We start from the raw sequence: 24150 nt of genomic DNA on the forward strand, positions 1-24150 counted from the left end.
CCAGTGAGCCAGCCGCCGCCGTCCTCGTGGCGCGAGCGCGTGCGCGAGGACGTCGACGCGGTGCTCCTGCGCGACCCCGCCGCCCACTCGCGCCTCGAGGTGGTGCTCACCTCGCCGGGGCTGCACGCGCTGTGGGCGCACCGGGTCGCCCACGCCCTGTGGCGGCGCGGTGGGTCCGGGAGGCTGCCGGCCCGGCTCCTCGCGCACTGGGCGCGGAGGCGCACCGGTGTGGAGGTGCACCCCGCGGCACGGCTGGGCCGGCGGATCGTCATCGACCACGGCATGGGCGTGGTGGTCGGGGAGACCGCCGTGGTCGGGGACGACGTCCTGCTGTACCACGGGACCACGCTCGGCGGCCGGGTCAGCGGACTGCAGGGCGAGCAGCAGGGCCGGCGCCACCCGACCGTCGGGGACCGCGTGGTGCTCGGCGCGGGTGCCACCGTCCTGGGCGCGGTGCGGGTCGGCCACGACGCGCGCGTGGGCGCCGGAGCCGTCGTCCTGGTGGACGTCCCCGACGGCGCGACGGCCGTCGGGGTCCCCGCGCGGGTGCTGCTCGCGCGCCCCGGCGGGCAGCCTCAGGAGCCGGCGCCCGGCCCGTCCTGACCGCGGGAGGGGCCGTCGGCGGCGTCGTCGTCCTGCGAGCGCAGGAACGCCTCGAGCTGGGCGGCGAGCTCGTCGCCGTCGGCCACCTCGTCCTCGGGCAGGTGCGGTGAGACCAGCGACGGACCGGTGAGCCCGCGGCCGGCGGCCACCGCGTCGTACTGGTGCTCCAGCGCCGAGACCGCCTCGCGGGTCTCGGCCGACGCGGCCACCTGCTCGTCCACCTGGGCGAGCACCTCGACGCCGGTGGCGGCCAGGTCGGCCAGGGCCGCCTCCAGCTCCAGGCCCGTGGCCTGGGACAGGGCCTCGAGGAGGGCCACCGCCGACGGCGGGAAGGTGGTGGAGCCGAGGTAGTGCGGCACGTGCACCGAGAACCCCATCGACGCGAGCCCGGCGCGGGCCAGCGACAGCTCGACGAAGGCCCCCGCGTGGCCGGGGACGACGACGGCGTCGAACCAGCGCGGGCGGCCCGCGATCAGCGCGCGGTCGCTGGCGTGGGCCGTCAGCGCCGCCGGGCGGGTGTGCGGCGCCGCCCACGGGATGCCCTGCAGCGACACGGCGAGGCGGGCCCCGGCCCGCTGCGCGAGCTGGTGGACGGCGGCGGCGAAGCGCTGCCAGTGCAGGTCCGGCTCGGAGCCCGCCAGCAGCAGGAACGGCGTCCCGGCCTCGTCGAGGACCTCGTGGAGCACGAGCTCGGGGAGGTCCGCGTCCTCGAACCTGTCACCGCTGAAGGTCATCGGGGGGCGGCGACCGCGGTAGTCGTGCAGGAGGTCGGTGTCGAAGCGGGCCAGCACCCGCGACTCCAGGCGGCCCAGCAGGTGCGCCGCCACCAGCTGGGAGGCCCCCCCGGCGTCGACGAAGCCGGTGAGGGCGTGCACGAGCACAGGTCCCTGGCCGCCCGTCTCAGCAGCGGTCGGCTCCGCGACCACCTCGTACAGGTCCTCCGGTGCCAGCACCGCTCCTCCGTCCCTCCGCGCGGTCGCGCGCGGACTGCGTCTCTCGCGCTCAACGCCGCCGACCCCCCGGATCCATCCCACCCGTCCCACCTCCGCGCGACCAGGGGACTCCCTCGGCACCACGGCGGGAAAGGGGTTGGCGGTGCCGCCGCGCCTGCTGCCAGGCTCGACCGGTGAGTCCCTCCGTGCCCACCGGTGCACCCGTCGAGCCCGTCCTGCGCCGCGCCACCCGCGACGACCTGCCCGCGCTGCGCACCTTCGACAGCCGCGCCTTCAGCGCCACCTGGGGCGACCCCGACTTCGCGGGCTTCGAGGGCGTCTTCGAGCCGGAGCTGTTCGTCCTCGCCCTCGAGCCGGCCGCAGCGGGCCTGGCCGAGGCCGACGCGCTGGTCGGCGGGGCCGGCGCCTACTCCTTCACCCTCACCGCGCCGGGGGGTGCGCGCCTGCCCGTGCCCGGCGTCACCTGGGTCGGGGTGGCGCTGCACCAGCGCCGCCGCGGCCTGCTGCGCCGCATGCTCGCCGACCTGCACGCCGGGTTCGTCGCCGGCGGCGCCCCGCTCGCGGTGCTCACGGCCAGCGAGGCCACCATCTACGGCCGCTTCGGCTACGGCGCCGCCACCACCGACCGGTCGGTGCGCGTGGACCGGCGCCGCGCCCGGCTCACCCCCGCCGCCGAGGCGCTCGCGGGCCCCGAGGTCGCGCGCCACGCCACCACCGCCGCGGTCCGCGGGCACCTGGCCGCCGTGCACGAGCGCTGGTGCGCCGTCACGCCCGGGGCCCTGACCCGCAGCGGGGCGTGGTGGGACTGGCTGCTCGCGGACACGGCCGACCAGCGCTCCGGGGCGAGCGAGCTCTTCACGCTCGTCCACCCCGACGGGTACGCCACCTACCGGGTCTCCGAGGGCGGCACCGCCCGCGTCGTCGACCTCGTGGCCGCCACACCGGCCGCCCACGCCTCCCTGTGGCGCTCGCTGCTGGCCCTCGACCTCGTCGAGGAGGTCCTCGCCTCGCGCGGCGTCCCCCTCGGCGACCCGCTGCCCCACCTGCTGGCCGACCCGCGCGCCGTCGCGACCACCGCCGTCCAGGACGGCGTCTGGGTGCGGCTGCTCGACGTCCCCGCCGCCCTCGCGGCGCGCACGTACGCCTGCGAGGTGGACGTCGTCCTGGAGGTCGTCGACGACGGCGGCCTGGGCGGCGTGGACGCCTCGGCCCGCGTCCGCCTGCGCGGTGGACCGGACGGCGCGGAGTGCACCCGCACCGACGCGGCCGCCGACGTGCGCCTGGGGGTCGCGGCGCTCGGCGCCACCTACCTCGGCGGCACGCGGCTCGGCCCCCTCGCTCGGGCGGGTCTGGTGGAGTCCGACGACCCCGCCGTGCTGGCGAGGCTCAGCGCCGCGCTGCTGGGGGAGCGGGAGCCCCAGTACGGCACGTCCTTCTGACGCCCGCGCACCGCTGCGGGCGGGTCGTCGGCGCGTGCGGCAGGATGGGCGTGCCGAGGAGGGCTGCCGGAGCGGCCGAACGGGGCAGTCTTGAAAACTGCTGACTGGTCGTGCCAGTCCGTGGGTTCGAATCCCACGCCCTCCGCGCGCGAGGGACGGGGCTCAGGCGGGGGAGCGCCCCGCTGCCAGCTCGTCCTCCCGGCGGTTCGCGCGCTTGGCGGAGTACATGGCGGTGTCGGCGGCTCGCAGCGCGGCCTCGACGTCGGGGTGGTCGTCCAGGCGGGCCAGGCCGACGCTCGCCCCGACGGGGACGTCCGGCGGTGACGCCTCCGCCACGGCGGTGCGCAGCCGCTGGACCACGGCGTCCTCGTCGGTGGCGCTGGTGCCCCGCAGGAGCAGCGCGAACTCGTCCCCGCCGATCCGGCCGACGAGGTCCCCGCTGCGCACGTCGCTGACGAGGTAGGCGGCGATGCGCTGCAGCAGCGCGTCACCGGCGGCGTGCCCGAGGCGGTCGTTGACGGGCTTGAAGCCGTCGAGGTCGAGGAACGCCACGAGGACGCCGGCCTCGCCGCCGGCCCGCAGCCGCTCCGCGGAGGTGGTGAACGCCCGGCGGTCCAGCAGGCCCGTGAGCGGGTCGGTGTGCGCCAGGCGGCGCAGCTCGGCGTTGGCGCGGCCCAGCGCGCGCGAGCGGGCCGCGATGACCTCGCCGACCACCACGAACACCGGCACGGCGTAGACGGCGGTCCAGGCGGAGCCGGGGTGGCCCAGCAGCACCAGGGGCACGGTGTACGACACCAGCGCCAGCGGGGCGACGCCCAGCGACGTCCAGCGCGGGTGGTGCGCGCCGATCCACACGAACAGGAGCAGGTAGAAGACGCCGTAGCGGTAGGGGTCGTCACCGCCGACGGTGTTGTGCACCGCGATGACCACCAGCGCGAGCGGCGCCATCACCAGCGTCGTGCGGCGCGGCAGCCGGCCCCACACCGGCGCGAACATGCCGAGCGCCAGCACGGCGGTCGCCAGCGTCACCCAGCGGACGCCCACGTGGTCGCGGGCGAGCCCCTCGCCGGGGGTGAAGGTGGACACCAGCACGAAGGCGGAGGAGAGCAGCCCGATCGTGCCGAGCGCGCGGGCGGCCTCTGCGGCCGACGTGCGGCGGACGGGCGCGTCCGTCGTCGTCATCGGGGCCGGACGGCCGCACCGGCGGCGGGCGCGGCGGCGGGGGCGCCGAGGGGGCGCACCCCCGTGAGCAGGTCCTGCGCGACGTCCTGGGGGACGGGGCGCGACAGCAGGAAGCCCTGCGCCTTGTCGCAGCCCAGCTCGCCGAGGATGCGCAGCTGACCAGGGGTCTCGATGCCCTCGGCGATGGTCGTCAGGCCGAGCGCGGAGGCGATGTCGAGCACGGCGCGCACCATGGCCAGCGACGTGGTGTCGTCCTCCAGGCGCGAGATGAACGCCCGGTCGAGCTTGACCACGTCGACGGGCAGCTGGTGCAGGTAGGACAGCGACGACGACCCGGTGCCGAAGTCGTCGATGGCGATGCCCACACCGAGGTCCCGCAGCGCCTGCAGGCGCCGGGCCGCGCCGTCCAGGTCGAGCATCATCGCGGTCTCGGTGAGCTCGAGGGTGAGCAGCTGCGGCGCGAGCCCCGTGCGGTCCAGGACGTCGCGCACGCGGTGCACGAGGTCGACGTCGAGCAGCTGCTGCGGGGAGAGGTTGACGCTGGTGGTCCACGGCCGCGCCGGGTCGAGGGCGTGCCAGGCGGCCGACCGCTCGGCGGCGTCCTGCAGCACCTTGAGGCCGATCGGCCGGATCAGGCCCACCTCCTCGGCCACGGGCACGAAGTCCAGCGGGGACACCAGGCCGCGCGCCGGGTGCTGCCAGCGCACCAGCGCCTCGAAGCCGGCCACCCGCGAGGGGTCTGCCAGCAGCGCGTACGGCTGGTAGTGCACGAGCAGGTCGCCCGCGGACGGCTGGCCCGCCAGGGCGGCGCGCAGCTCGTCGGCGGTCCGGGAGCGCTCGAGCACCTCCTCGCGCAGGCAGGGGGTGTACAGCACCGTGCGGGCCGCGGAGCCGTTGTCGGCGCCGGTCCGCTGGGCGGCGTGCAGGGCCAGGGAGGCGTCGCGCAGGACGTCCTCCGGGCTGCGCTGCTCACCGGGTCGGTGCAGCACCGCTCCGGCGCAGGCGCTCAGCACCACGGTGGCCCCCTCCACCTCCACGGGCTGGTTCACCACCTCCAGGAGCCTCAGCGCGATGGCGGCGGCGTCGGCGTCGTCGGGGACGTCCTCCACGAGCACCGCGAAGACCGAGCCGGAGGCGCGGACCACCCGCTCGTCGCCGCGCACGGCGGCCGACAGGCGCAGCGCGGTGGTGGTCACCACCAGCTCGCCCACGTCGTGGCCGAGCGTGGCGTCGATGGTGGCGAGGTCGTCCAGCTCCACCTTGACCACGGCCAGGGGCGTGCTCCGCGGGGCGCCGAGGGCCTTCTCGAGGTGGCGCAGCAGCAGGTGGCGGTTGCCCAGGCCGGTGACGTCGTCGTGGGTGGCGCGGTGCTCCAGCTCCTCGGTGAGGCCCCTCAGGCGCTGCTGCTCCTCCACCAGCGTGTCGATCATCCTGTCGAACTGGCCGGCCACCAGCATCAGCTCGTCACGAGCGGGCCGGACCGGGGCCGGGGCGTCGACGACACCGCCGACGCGGGCGGTGAGGTCGCCCTCGGCCACGCGCCGCGCGACCTCGGCCAGGCGCTTGGTGCGCCGGCCCACGAAGGCCATGAACACCAGCCACAGCACCACCAGGAGCAGCGCGGTGCCGTCGGTCGTCACGAGGGAGACCTGCTGGCTGAGCTCGGTGCAGGCAGGGGTGCCGCCGCACTCCTCCGTGTCGAGCGCGCCCTCGAGGTAGAGGGCCATGCCCAGCGACACCGCCAGGACGGGACCGCCGACCTTGACGATGAGGGGTGTGGCGGCCGAGGCGCGGTGGGCCGTCCGCAGCGCCCCCGACCGGAGCCGCAGCAGGGCCCCGGACGCCGGCGGGGGACCGGGCGCGCCGGGCGCGCTGGACCCGTCGGGGGCGGTGGGCTGGCTCACGGGGTCCTCCCTCAGGCGGCCTGGCGGGGGCGCGTGGCCCAGACGACGCCCAGGAGCACCGCGGCGGTGCCGAGGTGCAGCGCGTGGTCCGGGCTGTTCAGCGCGATCGGGTCCATGTGGCCGCCCATGACGAAGGGGCCCACCAGGCCGAGGAGCAGGAAGACGAAGCCCACGAGGCGGTCCACGCTGCGCGCGGCCTCGGTGCCCAGGAGCCCGCCGACGAGCAGCGCCGCGCCCAGCCCGAGGTGGGCGACGTTGTGGACCGGGTTGATCTGGAACAGCAGGATGGTCGCGCTGTTGTGCATCGACCACGACGTGACGCCGGTCAGCACGAAGCCGACCAGGCCGACCAGGAGGTAGACCGAGCCGAGGCCGGCGCCGGCCAGGCGCACCGGGGTCCAGCGCTCGCGGGCGCTGCCGGTGGAGGGCTCGGTGCGGGGGCTGGTGGCGGAGGAGGTCATGCCTCCCCATCGGCACGCGGCGCCGTGCTGTTGAGCGCGGTGCTCCGGGCCGGGCGTCGGCCGTCAGGGAGACCCCTGGTCACGGCACCGGGTCGTCGTCGGGGGCCGGCGCGGCCGGCGCGGCCGAACGGGTGCCCCGCAGGTCCTCGGTGGTGGGGCCTCAGGTCCTGGGTGTCATCCGCCGATGTGACCAGCGGATGCCGCTCCAGCGCCTCCGCTCCGGCGGCGCAGGCGGCTCAGCGGCCCTGCGGCCGTCCCGGACGGACCGGCAGAAGCACACAGGAGGAGGAGGCCGCGTGGACGGCATGGACGAGATCATCGGCGAGTTCCTCGTCGAGAGCTACGAGAACCTCGACCAGCTCGACAGGGACCTGGTGGCGCTCGAGCAGGCGCCCGGCTCGCGAGAGCTGCTCGCGAGCGTCTTCCGCACCATCCACACCATCAAGGGCACCAGCGGGTTCCTCGCGCTGAGCAAGCTCGAGAGCGTGGCGCACGTGGGCGAGAACCTCCTCGCCAAGCTGCGCGACGGCGTGATGGTCATGGACCCCGCCACGGCCGACGCGCTGCTCGCGATGGTGGACACCATCCGCGGGCTGCTCGGCAGCCTCGAGGACAGCGGCTCCGAGGGCGACCTCGACGTCGAGCCGACCGTGGCCCAGATCAAGGCCGTGCTGGACGGCACCGCCGCTCCGGCCGCCGCCCCCGCGGCGAAGAGCGGCCGCGCGAAGGCGCCCGCGGCGCCCGAGCCGGTCGAGACCGTCGAGGAGGCGCCGGACGCCGTCGACGAGCACGCCGACGAGCACACCGACGAGCCGGTCGCCGAGCCGGCAGCCGAGGTGGCCGAGACCGCCCCGGCACCCGCCGCTGCGCCCGCCGCGGCTCCCGTCCAGGCCGCCGAGCCCGCGGCCAAGGCCGCCCCGGCGGCCAACGACGGCGAGCACCGCCGCAGCGCCGCCGACTCCTCGATCCGCGTGGACGTCGACGTCCTCGACGACCTCATGCGCCTCACCGGCGAGCTGGTGCTGGCCCGCAACCAGATCCTGCGCCAGGTGGCCGTCCTCACGGACGACCTGGAGCTGACCCGCGCCGCCCAGCGCCTCAACCTCATCGCCGGTGAGCTGCAGGAGGGCGTCATGAAGACGCGCATGCAGCCCATCGACGCGCTGTGGGCCAAGCTGCCGCGCGTCGTCCGCGACCTCGGCGCCCAGTGCGGCCGCCAGGTCCGCCTGGACATGGTCGGCCGCGAGACCGAGCTCGACAGGACGCTGCTCGAGGCCGTGAAGGACCCGCTGACGCACCTGGTCCGCAACGCGGTCGACCACGGCATCGAGGCGCCCGCCGACCGCGTGGCGGCCGGCAAGCCGCGCGAGGGCGTGCTGCGCCTGGCGGCCCGCCACGAGAGCGGCCAGGTGGTCGTCGAGGTCTCCGACGACGGCAAGGGCATCGACCCCGCCGTCATCGGCGCCTCCGCGGTCCGCAAGGGCGTCATCACCCAGGACGTGCTGGACCGCATGGCCCCGGCCGACGTCCTCCAGCTGATCTTCGCGCCCGGCTTCTCCACGGCGGCGGCCGTCACCAACGTCTCCGGCCGCGGTGTCGGCATGGACGTGGTGAAGACCAACGTCGAGGCCATCGGCGGCACCATCGAGGTCGAGTCGGTCGCCGGCCGCGGCACCACGTGCCGCCTGCGCATCCCGCTGACGCTGGCGATCATGCCGGCGCTCACGGTGGTCTCGGGCACCGAGCAGTACGCCATCCCGCGGGTCAACCTGCAGGAGCTCGTGGCGCTGGACGTCGAGTCCGACCCGGGCCTGCTGGAGGAGGTCGGCGGCGCGCCCGTCTACCGCCTGCGCGGCGAGCTGCTCCCGCTGGTCAACCTCGCCGACGTCCTCGGGGTCACCCCGAGCGTGCGCGCCGACGGCGCCGGCGAGCGGATCACCATCGCCGTCCTCGCCTCCGAGGGGCGCCGCTTCGGCCTCGTGGTCGACCGGGTGCTCAACACCGAGGAGATCGTGGTCAAGGCGCTGGGCAACCAGCTCAAGGCGGTAGGCCTGTTCTCCGGCGCCACGATCCTCGGCGACGGCGCGGTCGCGCTCATCCTCGACGTGCAGTCGCTGGCCCGCCGCGCGCTGCGCGGCGTGGCGGCCGAGCGCCTCGAGAGCCTGCGCGACGACCGCACCGAGGCCGCGGCCGGCACCGGCGAGCGCCTGCTCGTCGCCGGCATCGGCGGGGGGCGCCAGGTGGCGATCCCGCTGGACATGGTCACCCGCCTGGAGCGGATCGCCGCGAGCAGCGTGGAGACCGTCGGCTCGCGCGAGGTGGTGCAGTACCGCGGGGAGATCCTCCCGATCGTGCGGCTGGACCGCTACCTCGGCGCGTACGCCGAGAACGACCGCACCGACCTGGAGGTCGTCGTGTACGCCGACCCGCGCCAGGGCGGCCGCAGCGTGGCCATCGTCGTGGCGTCGATCCTCGACGTGGTCGACGGCTCCAGCGCCTCGGTGCTGTCCGACATCGACGACCACGGCCTGCTGGGCTCGGCCGTCATCGCCGACCGCGTCACGGAGATGCTCGACGTCCGCGCCGCGATCCTCACCGCCGACCCGGCGTTCTTCTCCCACATCGCCGCCGACGCCGCTGGCTCCGACGGCCTGACCCTGGCTGTGGAGGCCTGACATGAGCACGAGGACCGCCGTCAAGTCCGCGGCCACCGCCGTCGCGACCCGCATGCTGACCTTCGAGCTGGCGGGGCACCTGTACGGCCTCGAGGTCGAGCAGGTGCAGGAGGTGCTGCGCGCCCAGAAGGTCACGCGGGTGCCGCTGCACAGCGACGCCATCGCCGGTCTGATCAACCTGCGCGGCGAGGTGGTCACCGCCATCGACCTGCGGGCGCGGCTGTCCATGCCGGCGCGCCCGGAGGGCCAGGACGCGGTGAACATCGTGGTCCGCCTGCACGGGGAGTCCATCAGCCTGCTGGTCGACTCGATCGCCGACGTCGTCGAGCTGGACGACCGCAGCTTCGAGCCGGTCCCGGACACCCTGGACGGCGAGGTGCGCGACCTGATCCGCGGCGCGTACAAGACCGAGGGCCGGCTGCTGCTGGCCCTGGACGTCAACCGCGCCGTCACGGGCTGACACCGGCCGACCCCCGGTCGGCTGCGACCGGGCGCCGCAAAGCGCCCGGATCGGACACCCAGCGCTGGACCCCGCTCACCCTCCGCTACGGCGGATGGGTGAGCGGGGTTCGCGTCGTCACGCACAGCGATGCACCCTGAGCCGGTGCCGTACACCCTGACCAGCGCCGCCACCCTCGGCTACGACCTGGTCCGGCTGCCTGGCGGCCGCCAGGCCGCCGGCGTGGTGGTCTCGGCCCTGCGCAGCGGTCCCGCCGAGTGGGCCCTGCTCGCCGCCCACCACCCGCTGCGCACCTCCGACCCCTCCTGCGACCCGCTGCTGGCGGCGCAGGAGTCCGCCCGCGCCCGCGAGATCGCCTCCGAGGGCCCCCGCCTGCAGCACCTGCCCCCCACCGACGGCGGTGAGCGCTCGAGCGAGCGGGAGCGGCTGGCCGCGCTGGCCGAGCAGCTCCGCTGCTCGATGGTCGGCAGCGCCGCGGCCTTCGAGCGCCTGGTGCGCACCGAGGCGCTCGGCTGCCTCGACAGCCCCGTCGACGGTTCCTCCGACAGCACCGTCGACGACGACGGCGCCCTGGACCGAGCGCTCGCCGCCGACGTCCTGGCGGACGCCGCCTTGGCCGCCTACGCCGCCCGCGAGCTGCCCCGCGCCCTGCGCCGGCGCCTGTCCGAGCCCTACGAGCGCGCGGTGGCCGGCGCGGTCCCCGGGACGTTCGACCTCGCCCCCGACCCCAGCACCCCGTGGGGGCCCGCGCTGTCGGAGGTCCTCTCCGGCCTGCGCGGCACCGACGCCGAGGGCCGCCTGCGCTGGCGCGCCGCGGTCGACGCCTCCCGCCTGGCGGCCCAGGCCCGGCTGGCCCCCGCCAGCACCGGCGACGGGGTCCCGGGCCGGTCCTGGTCGGAGGCCATGCACGACGCCTGCTGGGCCGCGCACGCCTCGGGTCGCACCGAGGCCGCCGCGGCGGCCCAGATGCTCGCCGTGCAGGCCTTCCTGGACGGGGGCTTCGGCGTCGACGACGGCGCGACCGGCGTCTGGAACGCCGTGGCCGGCTGCGTGCAGGGGGTCCTCGTGGCCGACCTGCTGGGCGGTGGGTCCCTGGAGCTGCTGGCCCAGCCGTGGGCGGCCGTGACCGGCCGGACGCTCGCCGGCTGCTGAGCCGCAGGTCAGCGGCCCTCCCGCGGACAGGGACGAAGCGGCCCCTGGGCTGAACGGGGCATCCCCCGTCTCGCGCCCAGGTCCCCCTCGGCTGTCGCTCAACCCCCCGCCCCTGACGGCCGATCCCCTCAGTACGCCGCGCACCAGCGCCGGTGCTGCTGAGTCCAGGGAGGCCGTCGGTGCAGCCGATCAGGGTGCTCGTCGTCGACGACTCCGTCGTCGTCCGGAAGATCGTCACCGACTGCCTCTCCGGTGACCCGCAGGTCGAGGTGGTCGGCACCGCTTCCAACGGCCGGCTCGCGCTCGGCAAGATCGCGGCCCTGCGCCCCGACGCCGTGACGATGGACATCGAGATGCCGGAGATGAACGGCATCGAGGCGGTCCGCGAGATCCGCAAGACCGAGCGCCGCCTGCCCATCATCATGTTCAGCACCCTGACGGACCGCGGCGCCGCCGCGACCCTCGAGGCGCTGACCGCGGGGGCCTCCGACTACGTCACCAAGCCCGCCAACGTCGGCTCGGTGCAGGCGTCCATGGCGCAGGTGCGCGAGCAGCTGCTGCCCAAGCTGCTGGCCCTCACCGGCCGCACCCCCACCCCCGCGCAGACGGCCGCCGTGCCGCGCGCCGCAGACCTCGCCGCCGTCCCGGGGGGCAGCGCTGCCGCCCCGGTCGTGCCCGGCCCCCGCACCGTCCCGCCCCGCCAGGCGTCCGTGCTCGTCATCGGCTCCTCCACCGGCGGTCCCGAGGCGCTCACCAGCGTCCTGCCGCGCCTACCGCGCGACCTGCCAGTCCCGGTGCTGCTCGTGCAGCACATGCCGCCGCTGTTCACCGCGCAGTTCGCCGCGCGCCTGGACAGGCTGTGCGCCCTCGACGTGGTCGAGGCGACCGCCGGCACCGTCCTGCGGCCCGGCACCGTGCACCTGGCCCCCGGCGACTGGCACCTCACGGTCACGACCGCCGACCGCGAGAAGCGGACCGTGCTGACGCAGGACCCGCCGGAGAACTTCTGCCGCCCCGCCGTCGACCCGCTCTTCCGCTCCGTGGTCGACGCCTACGACGGCGCCGTCCTCGCCGTCGTCCTGACCGGCATGGGCTCGGACGGCAAGCTCGGCGCGGCCCGCGTGCGCGCCGCCGGCGGCTACGTCATCGCCCAGGACAAGGCCACCTCGGTGGTCTGGGGCATGCCCGGTGCCGTCACCACCTCCGGCAGCGCCGACGAGGTGCTGCCGCTGGGGTCCATCGCGGACGCCGTGCTGCGGCGCCTGCCGCGCGGCGCCGGCGCGCAGCGCCCTCCCGTCGCCACCGCCGCCACCGCCCCGCCGCCTCCTGCCCCACCCGCTGCCCGGCCCTCCCTGGTGCCTGCGGCGTCCCCCGCCTACTCCCGCCCCGCGGTGCCGTCCACCACGCGCCCGCCCCTGTTCGGAGGTGCTCGATGAGCCTGGCCGCCAGCGACTTCGGCTTCGTGGCCGACCTGGTCCGCCGCGAGAGCGCCATCGTCCTGAGCCCCGGCAAGGAGTACCTCGTCGAGGCGCGCCTGCTGCCGCTGGCCCGCCGCGCCGGCGCCTCCGGCGTCGCGGAGCTCGTCGAGAAGGCCCGCCGCCACCCCGACCGCGCCACCACGCAGTCGATCGTGGAGGCGCTCACCACCAACGAGACGTCGTGGTTCCGCGACGGCGACCCCTTCTCCCAGCTGGGCACCACGGTGTTCCCCCAGCTGCTCGCCACCCGCAACCCGGGCGAGAAGCTGCGCTTCTGGTCCGCGGCCTGCTCCAGCGGGCAGGAGGCCTACACGATCGCGATGGTCGCCTCCGACACCGTGCCCGCCGCCGCCTCGCGCCTGGCCATCACCGCCACCGACCTGTCGGTGGAGATGGTGGAGCGCACCAGGGCCGGCCGCTTCAGCCAGCTCGAGGTCAACCGCGGCCTGCCCGCTCCGATGCTCGTGCGCCACTTCACCCGCGCCGGAGCCGAGTGGGAGGTCGCCCCGGCCCTGCGGGCCATGGTGACCGCCAGCCAGCTCAACCTCGCGCAGCCGTACCCGCGGATGGGCCCGTTCGACGTGGTCTTCCTGCGGAACGTGCTCATCTACTTCGACGTCCCCACCAAGCAGGACATCCTGCGCCGGGTCCGCGCCCTCATGCGGCCCGACGGCTGGCTGTTCCTCGGGGCCGCGGAGACCACGCTCGGCGTCGACGCCGGGTGGGAGCGGGTGGCCCTGGGCCGCACCTCCGCCTACCGGCCCGTCAGCTGACGGTCCGACGGCCCAGCACCGACCAGCACCACCCCGGACGCAGACAGCGACGGGTCTCACAGAGAGAGGGAGAGCAGTGCACGCACTGGTGATCGACGACTCGCGCGCGATGCGCCGGATCGTGGGCGGCATCCTCGAGGACCTCGGGTACGAGGTCGAGCAGGCCGGTGACGGCCGCGAGGCGCTGGACGTCCTCGAGGCCGGGCGCGTCCCCGACCTCGCCTGCATCGACTGGAACATGCCCGTCATGGACGGCCTGTCCTTCGTCAGCGCGGTCCGCGCCAACGCCGCGTGGCGCGACGTCACGCTCATGATGGTGACCACGGAGAGCGAGCACGGGCAGATCGTCCGGGCCCTCGCCGCCGGCGCCCACGAGTACCTCATCAAGCCGTTCACGCCCGACGCGCTGCGCGACAAGCTGTCGCTGCTCGGGCTGGTCCCGGTGGAGGTGCCGTGAGCGAGCTCCTGGACACCCCCTCGGCCGCGGTGACCCCCGCCGAGCTGCTCCCCGAGGACAGCGTCCGCGCCATCGCGGACGAGATCTTCGCCTCCTTCGTCGGTGAGGACGAGGTCCTCGTCCCGCTCGAGGGCGAGCTGCCCGAGGAGACCGTCAGCGCGTGGGTCGGCATCGACGGCCCCTGGCGCGGACGCGTCGTCCTCACCTGCTCGCCCGGCACCGCTGAGGAGCTCACCCGTGCCCTGCTGCGCGGACGGGCCCCCGAGGTGCTCGACCCCGAGGACGTCGAGGACGGCTTCGGCGAGCTCGCCAACGTCGTCGGCGGCGGCCTCAAGGCCCTCCTGCCGGAGGCGTCCACCCTCACGCTGCCCCTCGTGGGCACCGACGCGCCCCACAACGGCGTCGACGAGCACCGCATCGCCAGCCTCTGGCGCGGCCAGCCCTTCGACATCGCCATCTGCTCCGTCCCGCTGCCGAGCTGACCGACCACCCACCCCAACCGCGAGGGAACCGACCGTGAAGATCCTCATCGCTGACGACAGCCGCGTGATGCGGCAGATCGTGATCCGCACCCTGCGCCAGGCGGGCTACGACAGCCACGAGGTCGTGGAGGCCGAGAACGGCCGCGACGCCCTCGACAAGGTCGCCAGCGAGCGGCCGGACCTGGTGCTGTCCGACTGGAACATGCCCGAGATGACCGGCATCGAGTGCCTGCGCGCCCTGCGCGCCTCCGGCTCCGACGTGCCGTTCGGCTTCGTGACCTCGGAGGGCTCCGACGACATGCGCTCCACGGCGGCTTCCGCCGGCGCGCTGTTCCTCATCGCCAAGCCGTTCACCGCCGAGACCTTCGAGGACCACCTGGGCGCGGTGATCGGCTGATGTCCACCGCCACCACGCCGCTGCCCGCGGCCAAGGACGTCAAGGACCTCTTCGAGGGCCTGCTCGGCAAGACGTGCGAGTTCCACGAGGGCGGCACGCTCGACGCGTCCGGCAAGAACCTCGTGGCCACCTACGTCGACGACACCCTCGTCATGCGCGCCCTCGTCGCCGTGGACCTGCCGCTGGCGGTCTACACCGGCGCGGCCATCGGCCTCATGCCCCCGGGTGCCGCGCAGGACTTCGCCTCCGAGGGCGACCTGCCGAAGACCTACCGCGAGAACGCCGCCGAGGTGCTCAACATCATGGCGTCGCTCTTCAACACCCCCGGCTCCCCGCACCTGCGGCTGTACAGCCACCACGCCCCCGGTGAGGCGCTCGCTGCCGACGTCGCGGCCAACCTCGCCAAGCGCGGCGGCCGCGTCGACTACGCGGTCGAGGTCAAGGGGTACGGCAAGGGCGCCCTGGCGGTCGTGCTGGTCTGACGCCGCCCCGCACGTCCGGCCCTCGCGGGTCGGTCAGCGCTCGGCAGCGCTCGGTGGGCCGGTTCCCCCTGCTGGGGGAGCCGGCCCTTCCGCGCGTCCGCGGCCGGCCGCTGTGCTGGCCGGTCGGCGCGTCGTCGTCCTCCTCCCCAGCCCTCCTCCACTGGCACGGGGCCACCCCGTGCCAGCAGGAGTGGCACGGGGTGGCCCCGTGCCAGTCCGGGAGTGGTTCCGCTCCACCCAGACCCGCTCCGGCGCGACGTCCGTCGACGCTGCTGAGGACGACGACGACGGCGGCGGGTGCAGGTGGTCCGCGTCGACCGAGGTCGGCGTCGCTCAGGACGACGACTCACGCCGCCCGCCGCGGTCCAGCGCCGAGGTCGGCGTCGTCGGGTGGAGCGGTCGGACGACGGCGTGCGCGCTGGTCCGGCAACGCCAGAGGCCGGCGCCCCGGGCGGGGCGCCGGCCTCTGCGGCACAGCGGGTGGAGCTGGTGCCTCAGGCCGCCAGCGGCTGGCGCAGCGGGTAGGTGCTGCCGGTGAGCACCACCTGGGCGGCGACGCCCGTGGCGGGGTTCACGAGGACCGGGGCGAGCAGGTTGACGGTGGAGTCCTCCAGCGACGCACCCGGGCTGACCACCACGAGCAGCGCGCCCTCCTCGCCGGGGGCGAGGCCGACGGCGGCGCGGGCGACGCCGTCGAAGGTGGGGGAGTAGCCGGACACGACCACGGCCGGGTCGAGCACGAACAGCCTGACCGCCTCGTCCTCGAGGCTGTGCAGCGCCATGAGGGGGCTGTCCGGGTCGATCTCGACCAGGGCGAAGCGGCTCAGGTGCTCCAGCCCCAGCAGGGGCGCGGCGAAGCGGACCTCGGTGAGGTCAGGTGCTCCGGCGGTGTCCCCCGCCGTCGTCTCGCTGTCCATCACGATCACGGTACTGCTCACGAGTCTCCTCGAGTGGTCCGCGCCGTCCGTGGCTGTGGAGGGTTCCGTCTGGTGGGTGCTCAGCGCGCGAGGCGCTGCAAGGAGGGCGCTCACCGGGGTCAGCGCAGGAAGTCCATGAGGCTGGTGTTCAGCGTCTTGGACGTGACCTGCAGCGCCGCCTTGTAGGCGGTCTCCTGCAGGGACATCTGGATCATCACCGCGGGCAGGTCGACGTCCTCGACCTTGGACAGCTGGTCGGTGAGCTCGTACTTCGCCGACGAGGCCACCTGCTGGGCGCGCTCGATGCGGTTGGTGCGGGCACCGACGTCCGCGAGGCCCTCGAGCACCTTGCCGGACGCGCTGTCCAGCTCGTCGAGCAGCTCGGCCAGCTTCGAGGCGTGCTTGGCGGGGTCGGCCACGGCTCCGGTGGACCCGGGGGTCTTGATCTCGGTGCTGATCTGCTGGAGCAGCGAGAAGACCGACTGGCCGGCGGCCACGCCGTTGCCGGCGACGTCCGCCCCGAGCATGGCGGCGCCGTTGCTGTCCACGCGGACGCTGCTCTGCGCGTCGACCTGGCGGGTCACCGGGGTGTCCGTGCCCAGCGGCACGACGGCGCTCGTGGCCGGGTCGGTGCCGCCCGCGGCGACGCCCGTGGCGCTCCACGTGTACACGGCGGGGGTGTACGTGGTGACCGCCGGCGGACCGGCGGAGATCGGCACCTCGGGGCTGGTGAGGGTGACCGCTCGCGTGCCGCCGGACGTGCCGGCGAAGACGTTGCGGCCCTGGTACTGGGTGTTCGCCAGCGACAGCACGGTCTGGGTGATGCCGTCGAGCTCCACCGAGATGGCGGTGCGGGTGCCGTCGGTGTTGCTGCCCTCGCTGAGGGCCTTCACCACGAGGGTGCGCGCCGCGGTGATCTGGGAGCTCATCGTCTGCAGCGCGGTGTCCTGGACGTTGAGCCAGCTCGTGCCGTCGTTCGCCTGCAGGGCGTACTGGTCGTTGAGCCGCAGCTGCTGGCGCAGCGCGAGGCTCGAGACCGTGCCCGACGGGTCGTCCGACGGCTTGGTGATCTTCTTGCCGCTGGAGATCTGCGCCTGCAGCAGGCCCATCGTCTGGAGGTTGCCCTGGATCCGCGCCAGGGAGGCCTCCTGGATGGACCGGTGGGTCACGCGCTCGGTCATGTCATCACCTGCCCACGAGTCCGGTCTTGTTGATGAGCGTGTCGAGCATCTCGTCGACCGCGGTCAGCACGCGCGCTGCGCCCTGGTAGGCGCGCTGGGCGGCGATGAGGTCGGCGCTCTCCTCGTCCAGCGAGACGCCGGCGGCGCCCTGCTGGTCCGCGATGGACGCCGTCAGCACCGCCTGGGCGGAGGTGGTGCGGGCCACGGCGGACGCGCTGTCGGCGCCCAGCTTGGAGACGTAGCTGGCCCAGACGCTGTCGGGGCTGGTGGCGGAGGTGCCGACCGCGGCGATCGCAGCAGCGTTCGAGCCGTCCTTGACGCCCTTGCCCACCGAGCCCAGCGCCAGGTCCTTGCTGGTGAAGGAGGTGTCGATGGTGATGCTCTGGGCGGTGAAGGTGCCGGCCGGCACGTCACCGCTGAACAGCTTCTTGGGGGGCGTGACGCCGTTGCCGTCCACCGCCGTCGTCGCCGTCTGCAGGGCGTTGACCTGGGTGGCCAGGCTCTGCGCGACCGCGTCGTACTTGGCGGAGGCGCCCGGCAGCGTGGTGCGCAGCGCCTCCAGCTCACCGGTGATCTTGCCGCTGAACGGCGTGACGGTGTTGTCGCCGAGCTTCACCACGATGGTGCCGTTCGCGACCTCGGCCGGCGTCGCGCCGGCCGCCTGGCCCTTGAGGACGTCCGTCATGCTCGTGGGCGTCTGGCTGACCGTCAGCTTGGTGGTCAGGTTGCCCTGCACCAGCAGCCCGCCGCCCAGGTAGAGGTCGGTCTGCCCGTTGGCCGCGGCCTGGGTGGTGGCGCCGGTGAGCTCGACGATGCGGGTGACCAGCTGGTCGCGCCTGTCCTTGAGCTCGTTGGCGGCCCCGCCGGTGGTGACGGCCTTCTGGATCTGCTCGTTGAGCGTGGCGACGCTGCCGGCGAGGGTGTTGACCTCGTCGACGTCGGCGCTGACCTGCGTGCGCATCGTCGACCACTGGTCGTTGATGGTGTTCCAGGCCGCGTGGAGCGTGGTGACCACGTTCTGAGCCGCACCCAGCACCGACTGGCGTGCCGCGGCGTCGGCGTTGGTGGACCCGACCTTGGTCGCGGCGTCCGCGAAGGCGGCCCACATCTTGTTGAGCTGGGTGGCCAGGCCGGCGTCGCTGGGCTCCTGCGTCAGCGACTCCAGGCCCGACAGCGTGTCGGCCCGCTGCTGCTGCAGGGCGTGGTCACCGGTCTGCACGTTGACGCGCTGGGACTGCACGGCGTCGAAGGCACGGGTGATCTCGGCGACGCGCACGCCGCCCCCGGTGACGGGGTTGCCGGTCAGCATCCCGGAGCCGCCGGGTGCGTTGAGCATCTCGAGCTCGGCGCGCTGGCGGGTGTAGCCGGGGGTGTTGACGTTGGCGACGTTCTGCCCGATGACGTCCATCGCGCTGCGGTGGGCCCGCAGCGCCGTCACCGCGGCGTTGATGCCGGAGAAGGTGCTCATGGTCGGAGTCCTCGGGTTCGCGGGGGTGGGAGCGTCAGAGCGCTCGGTCGACGAGGTGCGCGGGCGCCGGCGACGTCGTGCGGCCCGTGGGGGCGTACGTCTCGAGCGTGCCGGTGAGGTTCAGCAGGGTCTCCCGCGTGGCGCGGGCGGCCACGGCGAGCACCTCGCGGTTCTGCGCGGAGACCCGGGCGATCTCCGAGGTCAGCTCCAGCAGCGCGTCGCGGTGGGAGGTCAGGATGGACGCCCACGGCCCGTCGGAGGCGGTGGCGAGGTCCTTGAGGGACGACGACGGCGGCATGCCGATGCTCGCGGCGTAGGCGTCGACCTCCATGCTGCGCAGCAGCTCGGTCTCTCGCAGCTGCTCCACGAGCAGCTGCACCTCGTGGGAGGCGTGCGCCACCCACCGGCTGCTGCCGCTGGCGAGGATCAGACGCTCCTCCTCCAGCTTGAACAGGAGCAGCTCCAGCTGCTCGCGCTCGCGCCACAGCACGTTGGAGACCTCGGCGACGCCCACGCGCCCTCCCATCGCTGCCGACTGCACCACGGCGGTGCGGTCCTTCACGCTGTCCATCGGCACCCCGACGACGGGGCTGAGGAGAAGCTGAGAGCAAACGGCCGGCGGATGCGCCGTCCTGAGCGCAACCGGGGGAGGTCCACCCGCTCGGCTCAAGCCGACGCGCCGATCGACCGAGACATCTTCCGTGACCGGATCGACGTCGTCGCCCTCCTCCCGGACCCCGCTCTCCCGCGGCGCCGTGGAGGAGCTCGTGACCACCCACCTGCCGATCGTCGGCTACCAGGTGAACGAGATGCTCGTGCGCCTGCCGGGCCACGTGCTGCGCGACGACCTCGTCTCCGCGGGCATGGCGGCGCTCGCCGCCGCCGCCGCGAGCTTCGACGTGGCGACCGGCGTGCCGTTCGCCCGCTACGCCACGCTGCGCATCCGCGGCGCGCTGCTCGACGAGCTGCGCGGCATGGACTGGGCGCCCCGCGGCGCCCGCTCCCGGGCCCGTGCGCTGGAGGGAGTGGAGGAGCGGCTCACCACCGAGCTGGGCCGCAGGCCCTCCCGCGACGAGCTCGCCGCCGCCATGGGGTGCGCCCCCGATGAGGTCGACGCCGTCAAGAACGACGTCCAACGCGCCGTCGTCTCCCTCGACGCCTTCGACGGCGCCCTGTCCGACGTGCTCCCGCAGCGCGGCATCGGCCCGGAGGAGCACGTTCTCCAGGGCGAGCAGGTCCGCTACCTCAAGGCCGCCGTGCACGCGCTGCCGGAGCGGCTGCGCGTCGTCGTCGCCGGCCTCTACCTCGAGGACCGCTCCGTGGCCGACATGGCCGCCGAGCTGGGCGTCACCGAGTCGCGCATCAGCCAGCTCCGCACCGAGGCCCTCGGCCTCATGCGCGACGGGATGAACGCCTCCCTGGAGCCCACGATGGTCGCTCCGGTGGAGCGTCCCGGCGGCGTGGTCGACCGGCGCCGCCAGGCGTACTTCGCGGCCGTGGCCGCGCACGCGTCCGTCGCACCGACCGCCACGGCCGCAGTGGCGGCCGACTCGCTGGCCCCCGCGACGACGACGGCGGCCGCCTCGCCCGTCCCGGCCCAGCGCCGCACCGGCTGGTCCGCTACGGGCTGAGCCGCCCCCAGACCCCCGGCCGCCGCCCGGTGACTTCCCCACCCGGGCGGCGGTGGGGCCCCACGTGAGAAGGCCCCCGCGCGATCTGCGCGGGGGCCTCCTCGTGGTGCGGGGGAGCGGTCAGCTCTTCACGTCGACCGCGTGCTCCTCGTGGGCAGCGGCCGCCGGCCTCGTCGAGGACACGGTCGCCTCCAGGTAGGAGATGAGCACCGACAGGCGCTCAGGGGTGATCTTCGACGGCCGCGGCCCCTCCGGGGCGCGACCTGTGATCGACGCCGCGAGCAGGCTCGCCAGGTACGCGCCGGTGGCGTTCCGGTCGCCCGGGTCACCGCCCGCCTGGTTCTGGGGCGACGACCCCTTGGAGCTCCGCTCCGGCTTCGCCACGGCGACCGGCGCCGACGAGGTCGATGACGGCGCACCGTCGCTCGCGGCCTGCGCGGAAGCCGCGGTGGAGACGGCGACGCGGACAGGTCCGCTGTCGCCTCCAGGAGCGACTGCTGTCACGCCAGTGATCATGGGAGCCCTCCGTGGTCCCGGCCTCCAGCCTCCTGCTGGTGGTCACGGATCAGTCATCGGCATCGGCTGAGCGTTTGACCAGCGAGGTCACCCGATCGGCGCCGGTGACGCGGCTGCGCTCCGGAGCCGGTGGCTCTGGAGCGCAGCGGGTGGGAGGTCGTCAGCGGAAGCTGTCGAGCACGTGGGCGACGCGCTCCAGGGCCTCGCCCACGAAGTAGTGGTGGTTGCCGAGGTAGAAGCCGTTGTCGTGCACCTCGTCGGCGTGGACGAGGCTGCCGCTGGTGTCGGCGTTCAGGTGGCGCACGACGGGGTTGCGAGCGAAGTTCCCGGCGACGACCGGGCGGGTCTGCACGCCGACCTCCGCGAGCGCTGCGACGACGTCATCCCGCCGCCCGGCGAGGTGGTCCACCAGGACGCAGGAGAACCCGAACCAGCTGCTCTCGCCGACCTCCTGCTGGATGCGCACGCCGGGCACACGGGACATGAGCTCCCGGAAGGCGTCTGCGTTGGCGCGGCGTGTCGCGACCATCGCCGGCAGCTTCTCGAGCTGGTGCAGGCCCACGGCGCCGGACATCTCCAGCGGCCGCACGTTGTAGCCCGGCAGCACGAACTGGAAGAGGTCGTGGAAGCCCTTGGAACCTGCGGGGCGCAGCGGGCTGCCCTCGGGGAGGTTCCGCGTCCAGCCGTGGGAGCGCAGTGACAGGAGCATGTGCGCGAGGTGCTCGTCGTCGGTGACGACGACCCCGCCCTCCATCGTGGAGATGTGGTGGGAGAAGAACGTGCTGAAGGTCCCCATGAGGCCGAACGTGCCTGCGCTGCGGTCGGCGAAGGTGGCGCCCATCGACTCGCAGTTGTCCTCGAGGACCACTAGCCCTTCCTCCGCTGCGAGCCGCTGCAGCTCGTCGAAGCGGTTGGGGTTGCCGAGGAGGTTGACAGCCATGATGCCCTTGGTGCGGTCGGTGCACCGGGCCCGCGCCGCTTCGATGTCGATGTTCAGCGTGTGCGGGTCGACGTCGACCAGTACGGGACGCAGTCCGTACTGCGTGAGCGGGTAGTACGTCGTGGCCCAGGAGACCGCGGTGACGAGGACCTCGTCGCCGGGGTTGAGGTCGATCCGGTCGTCCAGGACGGCGGCGGCCACCATGAGGAGGTTGGCGCTGCTCCCGGAGTTGACCATGACGGCGTGGCGTGCGCCGAAGGTCTCTGCGAAGGCCTGCTCGAAGGCGCGCACGTGGGCGCCCATCGTGAACTGCCCGGATGCGATGACGTCCTGGAGGGCCTGCAGCTCTCGGTGGTCCCAGGTGCTCGTAGCCAGGGGGAGGCCGTGCTGCTGGACCTGCACCGGCGCCTCCGTGCGGGGGCCGGGCACCCTCACCAGAACGCTCACGCCGGCACCAGCGATCCGACGTACTTCTCGTAGGTGGCGAGCATGCCGTCCGCCAGGCTCGTCGCGGGAGCCCAGCCGAGGGCGCGGGCCCTGGAGCTGTCCATGAGCTTCTGGTGCATGCCCTTCGGCATGCTCGTGTCGTAGACGAACTCGCCCTCGTAGCCGACGACGGACCGGGCCACCTCGTAGTACTCGGTCACCGAGTGGTCGACCCCCGCTCCGAGGTTGAGGACCGGCGGCAGCAGCTCGAGGCGGGGCAGGCTCCCGAGGATCCAGCTCGCCACGTCACCGGCGTAGGTGAACTCGCGACGGGCGGTGCCGTCTCCCCAGATCGTGACGGTCGGTGAGCCGGCGACCTTGGCCGCGTGCACCTTGGCGATCGCGGCAGCGACAAGGTGCGCGCGGTCAGTGGAGAAGTCGTCGCCTGGACCGTAGAGGTTGGAGGCGACGAGGGCGCGGTAGGCGACACCGTGCTGGGCGGAGGCGAACTGGCACAGGCGCGTGCCCGCCAGCTTGGCGAGCGCGTAGCCCTCGTTGGTCGGCTCGAGGGGGGCCTGGAGCAGGTCGGTCTCGACGAGCGGCTGCCGGTGGTCGCGCGGGTAGGTGCAGGAGCTGCCCAGGTAGACCAGGCGCTCCACGCCGGCGTCCAGCGCTGCGCGGAAGAGCGAGGTGTCGATCGCGAGGTTGTCGAGCAGGAAGCCGGTCTGGTCAGCGGCGTTGGCCTTGATCCCGCCGACGCGCGCCGCGCCGTGCACGATGACGTCGGGCCGGGTCCGGCCCAGCAGATCACGGGTCGCCCGCGGGTCGCTCAGGTCTGCGTCGGACCGCGTGGCGAAGACGACTTCGAGGGCTCCGCCGCCCCTCGCGACGACTGAGCGCAGCGCACTGCCGAGGAGCCCGGCGCTGCCGGTCACGAGGACCCTGGAGACCGCCGGCAGCGTTTGCTGGGAGTCCCGGCGTAGCTCGACAGTTCGTGATGCTCCCACGGGTTCCTCCTGGCGGTCAGTGTTCTCGCGCCTCCAGCGCTCCTCCAGGTGCATCGGCCGAACGGGCGAATCCTTGAGCCAGGGCCGAGACCTCAAGCCCGGAAGCGCCTGGGCCGAAGGAGTGACATGACGATCGCTCAGGTCGAGGGAGGCCTGGCCAGCCAGATGTTCGGCTACGCCGCTGCACGCCGGCTCGCGCTGAAACACGGGGCCGACGTGCTGATCGACCCGCGGAACTACCGGACGTACACGAAGTTCCAGCTGGAGCTGCACCACTTCGACGTCCAGGCCGTCCTCCTGAGCCCCGAGCAGGCCGACGAGATCTGCGGTCGGCTGGACGAAGCCGTGACAGTGGTCAGACCTCGCCACCTGCACGTCGACCAGGCCGTGCTGGAGCTGGACAGACCCCACGTGCTCATGAAGGGCAACTACGTCAGCGAGGACTACTTCCACGACGTCGAGGACGTCCTGCGCCGGGACTTCCGCCGAACGAGCCTCCCCACCGAGTATGCAGCGGGAGCGCGCGCGGCCATCGACGCTCACCGGGCCCGGGGCGGGGCTCCCGTCGCCGTCCACGTCAGGCGCGGCGACTACGTCTCAGAGGCGCACACGAACCGCTTCCACGGCACGTGCACCCTCGACTACTACGCCCGTGCGCGTGACGTCATCACCCGCACCGTCGAGGACCCGTGGTTCTTCGTCTTCTCCGACGACCCCGAGTGGTGCAAGACCCGATTCTCGGGCTCGCGGACCACGGTCTTCCACGCCCCACCGGGAACGCCTCCCGTGGAGGACATGCTCCTCATGGCCGCGTGCGACCACCACGTCATCGCCAACAGCACCTACAGCTGGTGGGGCGCCTGGCTGGGGAAGACCGACCGGCAGGTCGTCATCGGCCCCCGACCCTTCCTCGCCGACCGCACGCACAACACCGACGACATCCTCCCGAGGCACTGGCTCACCCTGGGGGCGAGTCCTTCGCCCGGCCATGGGGCCGGTGCAGCGCGGGCGGACGACCCTCGCGTCGCGGTTGGGGCGCGCTGAGAGGGAGCTGCTGGTTGCACCGGCGTGGCTGCGCTCCCAGGGGCCGTTCGTGCCGGACGATCGGGACGAAGAGGCCATCGTGTTGAACACCTGCGAGAGGAGAAGCCGTGGTTTTCGCCGGT

24 protein-coding genes and 1 tRNA gene are annotated in these 24150 nt (G+C 74.1%); 14 read left to right on the forward strand and 11 right to left on the reverse strand.

The features are described from left to right. The first annotated feature begins 3 nt into the window (after nt 1-3). On the forward strand, nt 4-603 hold the full coding sequence (gene cysE / locus FHN55_RS03285; RefSeq protein WP_139710772.1) for a serine O-acetyltransferase: 600 nt from the start codon (nt 4-6) through the stop codon (nt 601-603). Here the strand turns inward: cysE and FHN55_RS03290 are convergent. Beyond that, entirely contained in the window at nt 576-1556 is a 981-nt protein-coding gene (locus FHN55_RS03290) for a PAC2 family protein (protein WP_218974306.1), read from the reverse strand. The genes cysE and FHN55_RS03290 overlap by 28 nt on opposite strands. A gap of 173 nt (nt 1557-1729) precedes the next feature. Here FHN55_RS03290 and FHN55_RS03295 point away from each other — a divergent pair, with 173 nt between their 5' ends. After that, nucleotides 1730-2995: a GNAT family N-acetyltransferase gene (locus tag FHN55_RS03295; RefSeq protein WP_180357612.1), complete on the forward strand. Its 1266-nt coding sequence runs from the start codon at nt 1730-1732 to the stop codon at nt 2993-2995. 57 nt (nt 2996-3052) lie between these two features. Continuing rightward, nucleotides 3053-3140, forward strand: a tRNA-Ser gene (locus FHN55_RS03300). A gap of 17 nt (nt 3141-3157) precedes the next feature. Here the strand turns inward: FHN55_RS03300 and FHN55_RS03305 are convergent. Genes FHN55_RS03305 through FHN55_RS03315 form a run of 3 tightly spaced genes read right to left on the reverse strand, consistent with a single transcriptional unit; the run spans nt 3158 to nt 6542 of the window. Continuing rightward, the gene (locus FHN55_RS03305; RefSeq protein ID WP_139710776.1) at nt 3158-4177 is read right to left on the reverse strand and encodes a diguanylate cyclase; all 1020 of its coding nucleotides are present in this window, start codon (nt 4175-4177) and stop codon (nt 3158-3160) included. Continuing rightward, entirely contained in the window at nt 4174-6081 is a 1908-nt protein-coding gene (locus tag FHN55_RS03310) for a bifunctional diguanylate cyclase/phosphodiesterase (protein ID WP_139710778.1), read from the reverse strand. The genes FHN55_RS03305 and FHN55_RS03310 overlap by 4 nt, the downstream gene beginning before the upstream one ends. 11 nt (nt 6082-6092) lie before the next feature. Next, nucleotides 6093-6542 (reverse strand): DUF4383 domain-containing protein, encoded by a 450-nt coding sequence (locus FHN55_RS03315; RefSeq protein WP_139710780.1) that lies wholly within the window; start codon nt 6540-6542, stop codon nt 6093-6095. A 305-nt stretch (nt 6543-6847) separates the two neighbouring features. Here FHN55_RS03315 and FHN55_RS03320 point away from each other — a divergent pair, with 305 nt between their 5' ends. From FHN55_RS03320 to FHN55_RS03360, 9 genes are all read left to right on the forward strand, one after another. Continuing rightward, a complete protein-coding gene (locus tag FHN55_RS03320) occupies nt 6848-9217 on the forward strand; it encodes a chemotaxis protein CheA (protein ID WP_257570678.1) in 2370 nt (789 codons plus the stop codon). A 1-nt stretch (nt 9218) separates the two neighbouring features. Next, nucleotides 9219-9677: a chemotaxis protein CheW gene (locus FHN55_RS03325; RefSeq protein WP_139710784.1), complete on the forward strand. Its 459-nt coding sequence runs from the start codon at nt 9219-9221 to the stop codon at nt 9675-9677. 144 nt (nt 9678-9821) lie between these two features. Next, nucleotides 9822-10829 (forward strand): hypothetical protein, encoded by a 1008-nt coding sequence (locus tag FHN55_RS03330; protein ID WP_139710786.1) that lies wholly within the window; start codon nt 9822-9824, stop codon nt 10827-10829. A gap of 179 nt (nt 10830-11008) precedes the next feature. Beyond that, nucleotides 11009-12265: a chemotaxis response regulator protein-glutamate methylesterase gene (locus FHN55_RS03335; RefSeq protein WP_139710788.1), complete on the forward strand. Its 1257-nt coding sequence runs from the start codon at nt 11009-11011 to the stop codon at nt 12263-12265. Continuing rightward, entirely contained in the window at nt 12262-13080 is an 819-nt protein-coding gene (locus FHN55_RS03340) for a protein-glutamate O-methyltransferase CheR (protein ID WP_139710790.1), read from the forward strand. The genes FHN55_RS03335 and FHN55_RS03340 overlap by 4 nt, the downstream gene beginning before the upstream one ends. 76 nt (nt 13081-13156) lie before the next feature. Further along, a complete protein-coding gene (locus FHN55_RS03345) occupies nt 13157-13537 on the forward strand; it encodes a response regulator (protein ID WP_139710793.1) in 381 nt (126 codons plus the stop codon). Continuing rightward, nucleotides 13534-14019, forward strand: a complete 486-nt coding sequence (locus tag FHN55_RS03350; RefSeq protein ID WP_139710796.1) for a chemotaxis protein CheX — start codon at nt 13534-13536, stop codon at nt 14017-14019. The genes FHN55_RS03345 and FHN55_RS03350 overlap by 4 nt, the downstream gene beginning before the upstream one ends. 34 nt (nt 14020-14053) lie before the next feature. Further along, nucleotides 14054-14416 (forward strand): response regulator, encoded by a 363-nt coding sequence (locus FHN55_RS03355; RefSeq protein WP_139710798.1) that lies wholly within the window; start codon nt 14054-14056, stop codon nt 14414-14416. Then, nucleotides 14416-14898, forward strand: coding sequence for a hypothetical protein (locus FHN55_RS03360; RefSeq protein WP_139710800.1), 483 nt, complete (start codon nt 14416-14418; stop codon nt 14896-14898). Before FHN55_RS03355 ends, FHN55_RS03360 begins: the two co-directional genes overlap by 1 nt. A gap of 494 nt (nt 14899-15392) precedes the next feature. On the opposite strand, the gene FHN55_RS03365 is transcribed toward FHN55_RS03360, so the two are convergent. From FHN55_RS03365 to flgN, 4 genes are all read right to left on the reverse strand, one after another. After that, nucleotides 15393-15815, reverse strand: coding sequence for a flagellar assembly protein FliW (locus tag FHN55_RS03365; protein WP_139710802.1), 423 nt, complete (start codon nt 15813-15815; stop codon nt 15393-15395). Between the two features lie 119 nt (nt 15816-15934). After that, nucleotides 15935-16996 carry a flagellin gene (locus FHN55_RS03370; protein ID WP_139710804.1) on the reverse strand — a complete coding sequence of 354 codons (1062 nt, stop codon included), beginning with the start codon at nt 16994-16996 and terminating at the stop codon, nt 15935-15937. Nucleotides 16997-17000: 4 nt separating this feature from the next. Beyond that, nucleotides 17001-18464: a flagellar hook-associated protein FlgK gene (gene flgK, locus FHN55_RS03375; RefSeq protein ID WP_139710806.1), complete on the reverse strand. Its 1464-nt coding sequence runs from the start codon at nt 18462-18464 to the stop codon at nt 17001-17003. Nucleotides 18465-18498: 34 nt separating this feature from the next. Beyond that, the gene (flgN, locus tag FHN55_RS03380) at nt 18499-19026 is read right to left on the reverse strand and encodes a flagellar export chaperone FlgN (protein ID WP_218974307.1); all 528 of its coding nucleotides are present in this window, start codon (nt 19024-19026) and stop codon (nt 18499-18501) included. Nucleotides 19027-19165: 139 nt separating this feature from the next. Between flgN and FHN55_RS03385 the strand changes: the two genes are divergently transcribed. After that, nucleotides 19166-20095: a sigma-70 family RNA polymerase sigma factor gene (locus FHN55_RS03385; protein ID WP_218974308.1), complete on the forward strand. Its 930-nt coding sequence runs from the start codon at nt 19166-19168 to the stop codon at nt 20093-20095. Nucleotides 20096-20215: 120 nt separating this feature from the next. Here FHN55_RS03385 and FHN55_RS03390 read toward each other — a convergent pair whose 3' ends face one another. From FHN55_RS03390 to FHN55_RS03400, 3 genes are all read right to left on the reverse strand, one after another. Next, complete coding sequence (locus tag FHN55_RS03390) at nt 20216-20599, reverse strand: hypothetical protein (protein WP_139710807.1); 384 nt, start codon at nt 20597-20599, stop codon at nt 20216-20218. A 172-nt stretch (nt 20600-20771) separates the two neighbouring features. Then, the gene (locus FHN55_RS03395) at nt 20772-21998 is read right to left on the reverse strand and encodes a DegT/DnrJ/EryC1/StrS aminotransferase family protein (protein WP_218974309.1); all 1227 of its coding nucleotides are present in this window, start codon (nt 21996-21998) and stop codon (nt 20772-20774) included. Beyond that, complete coding sequence (locus FHN55_RS03400; protein WP_180357613.1) at nt 21995-22912, reverse strand: NAD-dependent epimerase/dehydratase family protein; 918 nt, start codon at nt 22910-22912, stop codon at nt 21995-21997. The genes FHN55_RS03395 and FHN55_RS03400 overlap by 4 nt, the downstream gene beginning before the upstream one ends. Nucleotides 22913-23110: 198 nt before the next feature. Here FHN55_RS03400 and FHN55_RS03405 point away from each other — a divergent pair, with 198 nt between their 5' ends. Then, nucleotides 23111-24028 carry an alpha-1,2-fucosyltransferase gene (locus FHN55_RS03405; protein WP_139710811.1) on the forward strand — a complete coding sequence of 306 codons (918 nt, stop codon included), beginning with the start codon at nt 23111-23113 and terminating at the stop codon, nt 24026-24028. The last annotated feature ends 122 nt before the right edge of the window (nt 24029-24150 follow it).

It is taken from the genome of Streptomyces sp. NP160, from assembly GCF_006335115.1.
GTDB lineage: Bacteria > Actinomycetota > Actinomycetes > Actinomycetales > Quadrisphaeraceae > Quadrisphaera.

Coding starts and splice junctions, on each gene's coding strand:
- FHN55_RS03305 (WP_139710776.1), bottom strand. CDS start 4,177: ATGACGACGACGGACGCGCCCGTCCGCCGCACGTCGGCCGCAGAGGCC.
- FHN55_RS03315 (WP_139710780.1), bottom strand. CDS start 6,542: ATGACCTCCTCCGCCACCAGCCCCCGCACCGAGCCCTCCACCGGCAGC.
- FHN55_RS03320 (WP_257570678.1), top strand. CDS start 6,848: ATGGACGAGATCATCGGCGAGTTCCTCGTCGAGAGCTACGAGAACCTC.
- FHN55_RS03325 (WP_139710784.1), top strand. CDS start 9,219: ATGAGCACGAGGACCGCCGTCAAGTCCGCGGCCACCGCCGTCGCGACC.
- FHN55_RS03340 (WP_139710790.1), top strand. CDS start 12,262: ATGAGCCTGGCCGCCAGCGACTTCGGCTTCGTGGCCGACCTGGTCCGC.
- FHN55_RS03360 (WP_139710800.1), top strand. CDS start 14,416: ATGTCCACCGCCACCACGCCGCTGCCCGCGGCCAAGGACGTCAAGGAC.
- FHN55_RS03365 (WP_139710802.1), bottom strand. CDS start 15,815: ATGGACAGCGAGACGACGGCGGGGGACACCGCCGGAGCACCTGACCTC.
- FHN55_RS03370 (WP_139710804.1), bottom strand. CDS start 16,996: ATGACCGAGCGCGTGACCCACCGGTCCATCCAGGAGGCCTCCCTGGCG.
- flgK (WP_139710806.1), bottom strand. CDS start 18,464: ATGAGCACCTTCTCCGGCATCAACGCCGCGGTGACGGCGCTGCGGGCC.
- FHN55_RS03405 (WP_139710811.1), top strand. CDS start 23,111: ATGACGATCGCTCAGGTCGAGGGAGGCCTGGCCAGCCAGATGTTCGGC.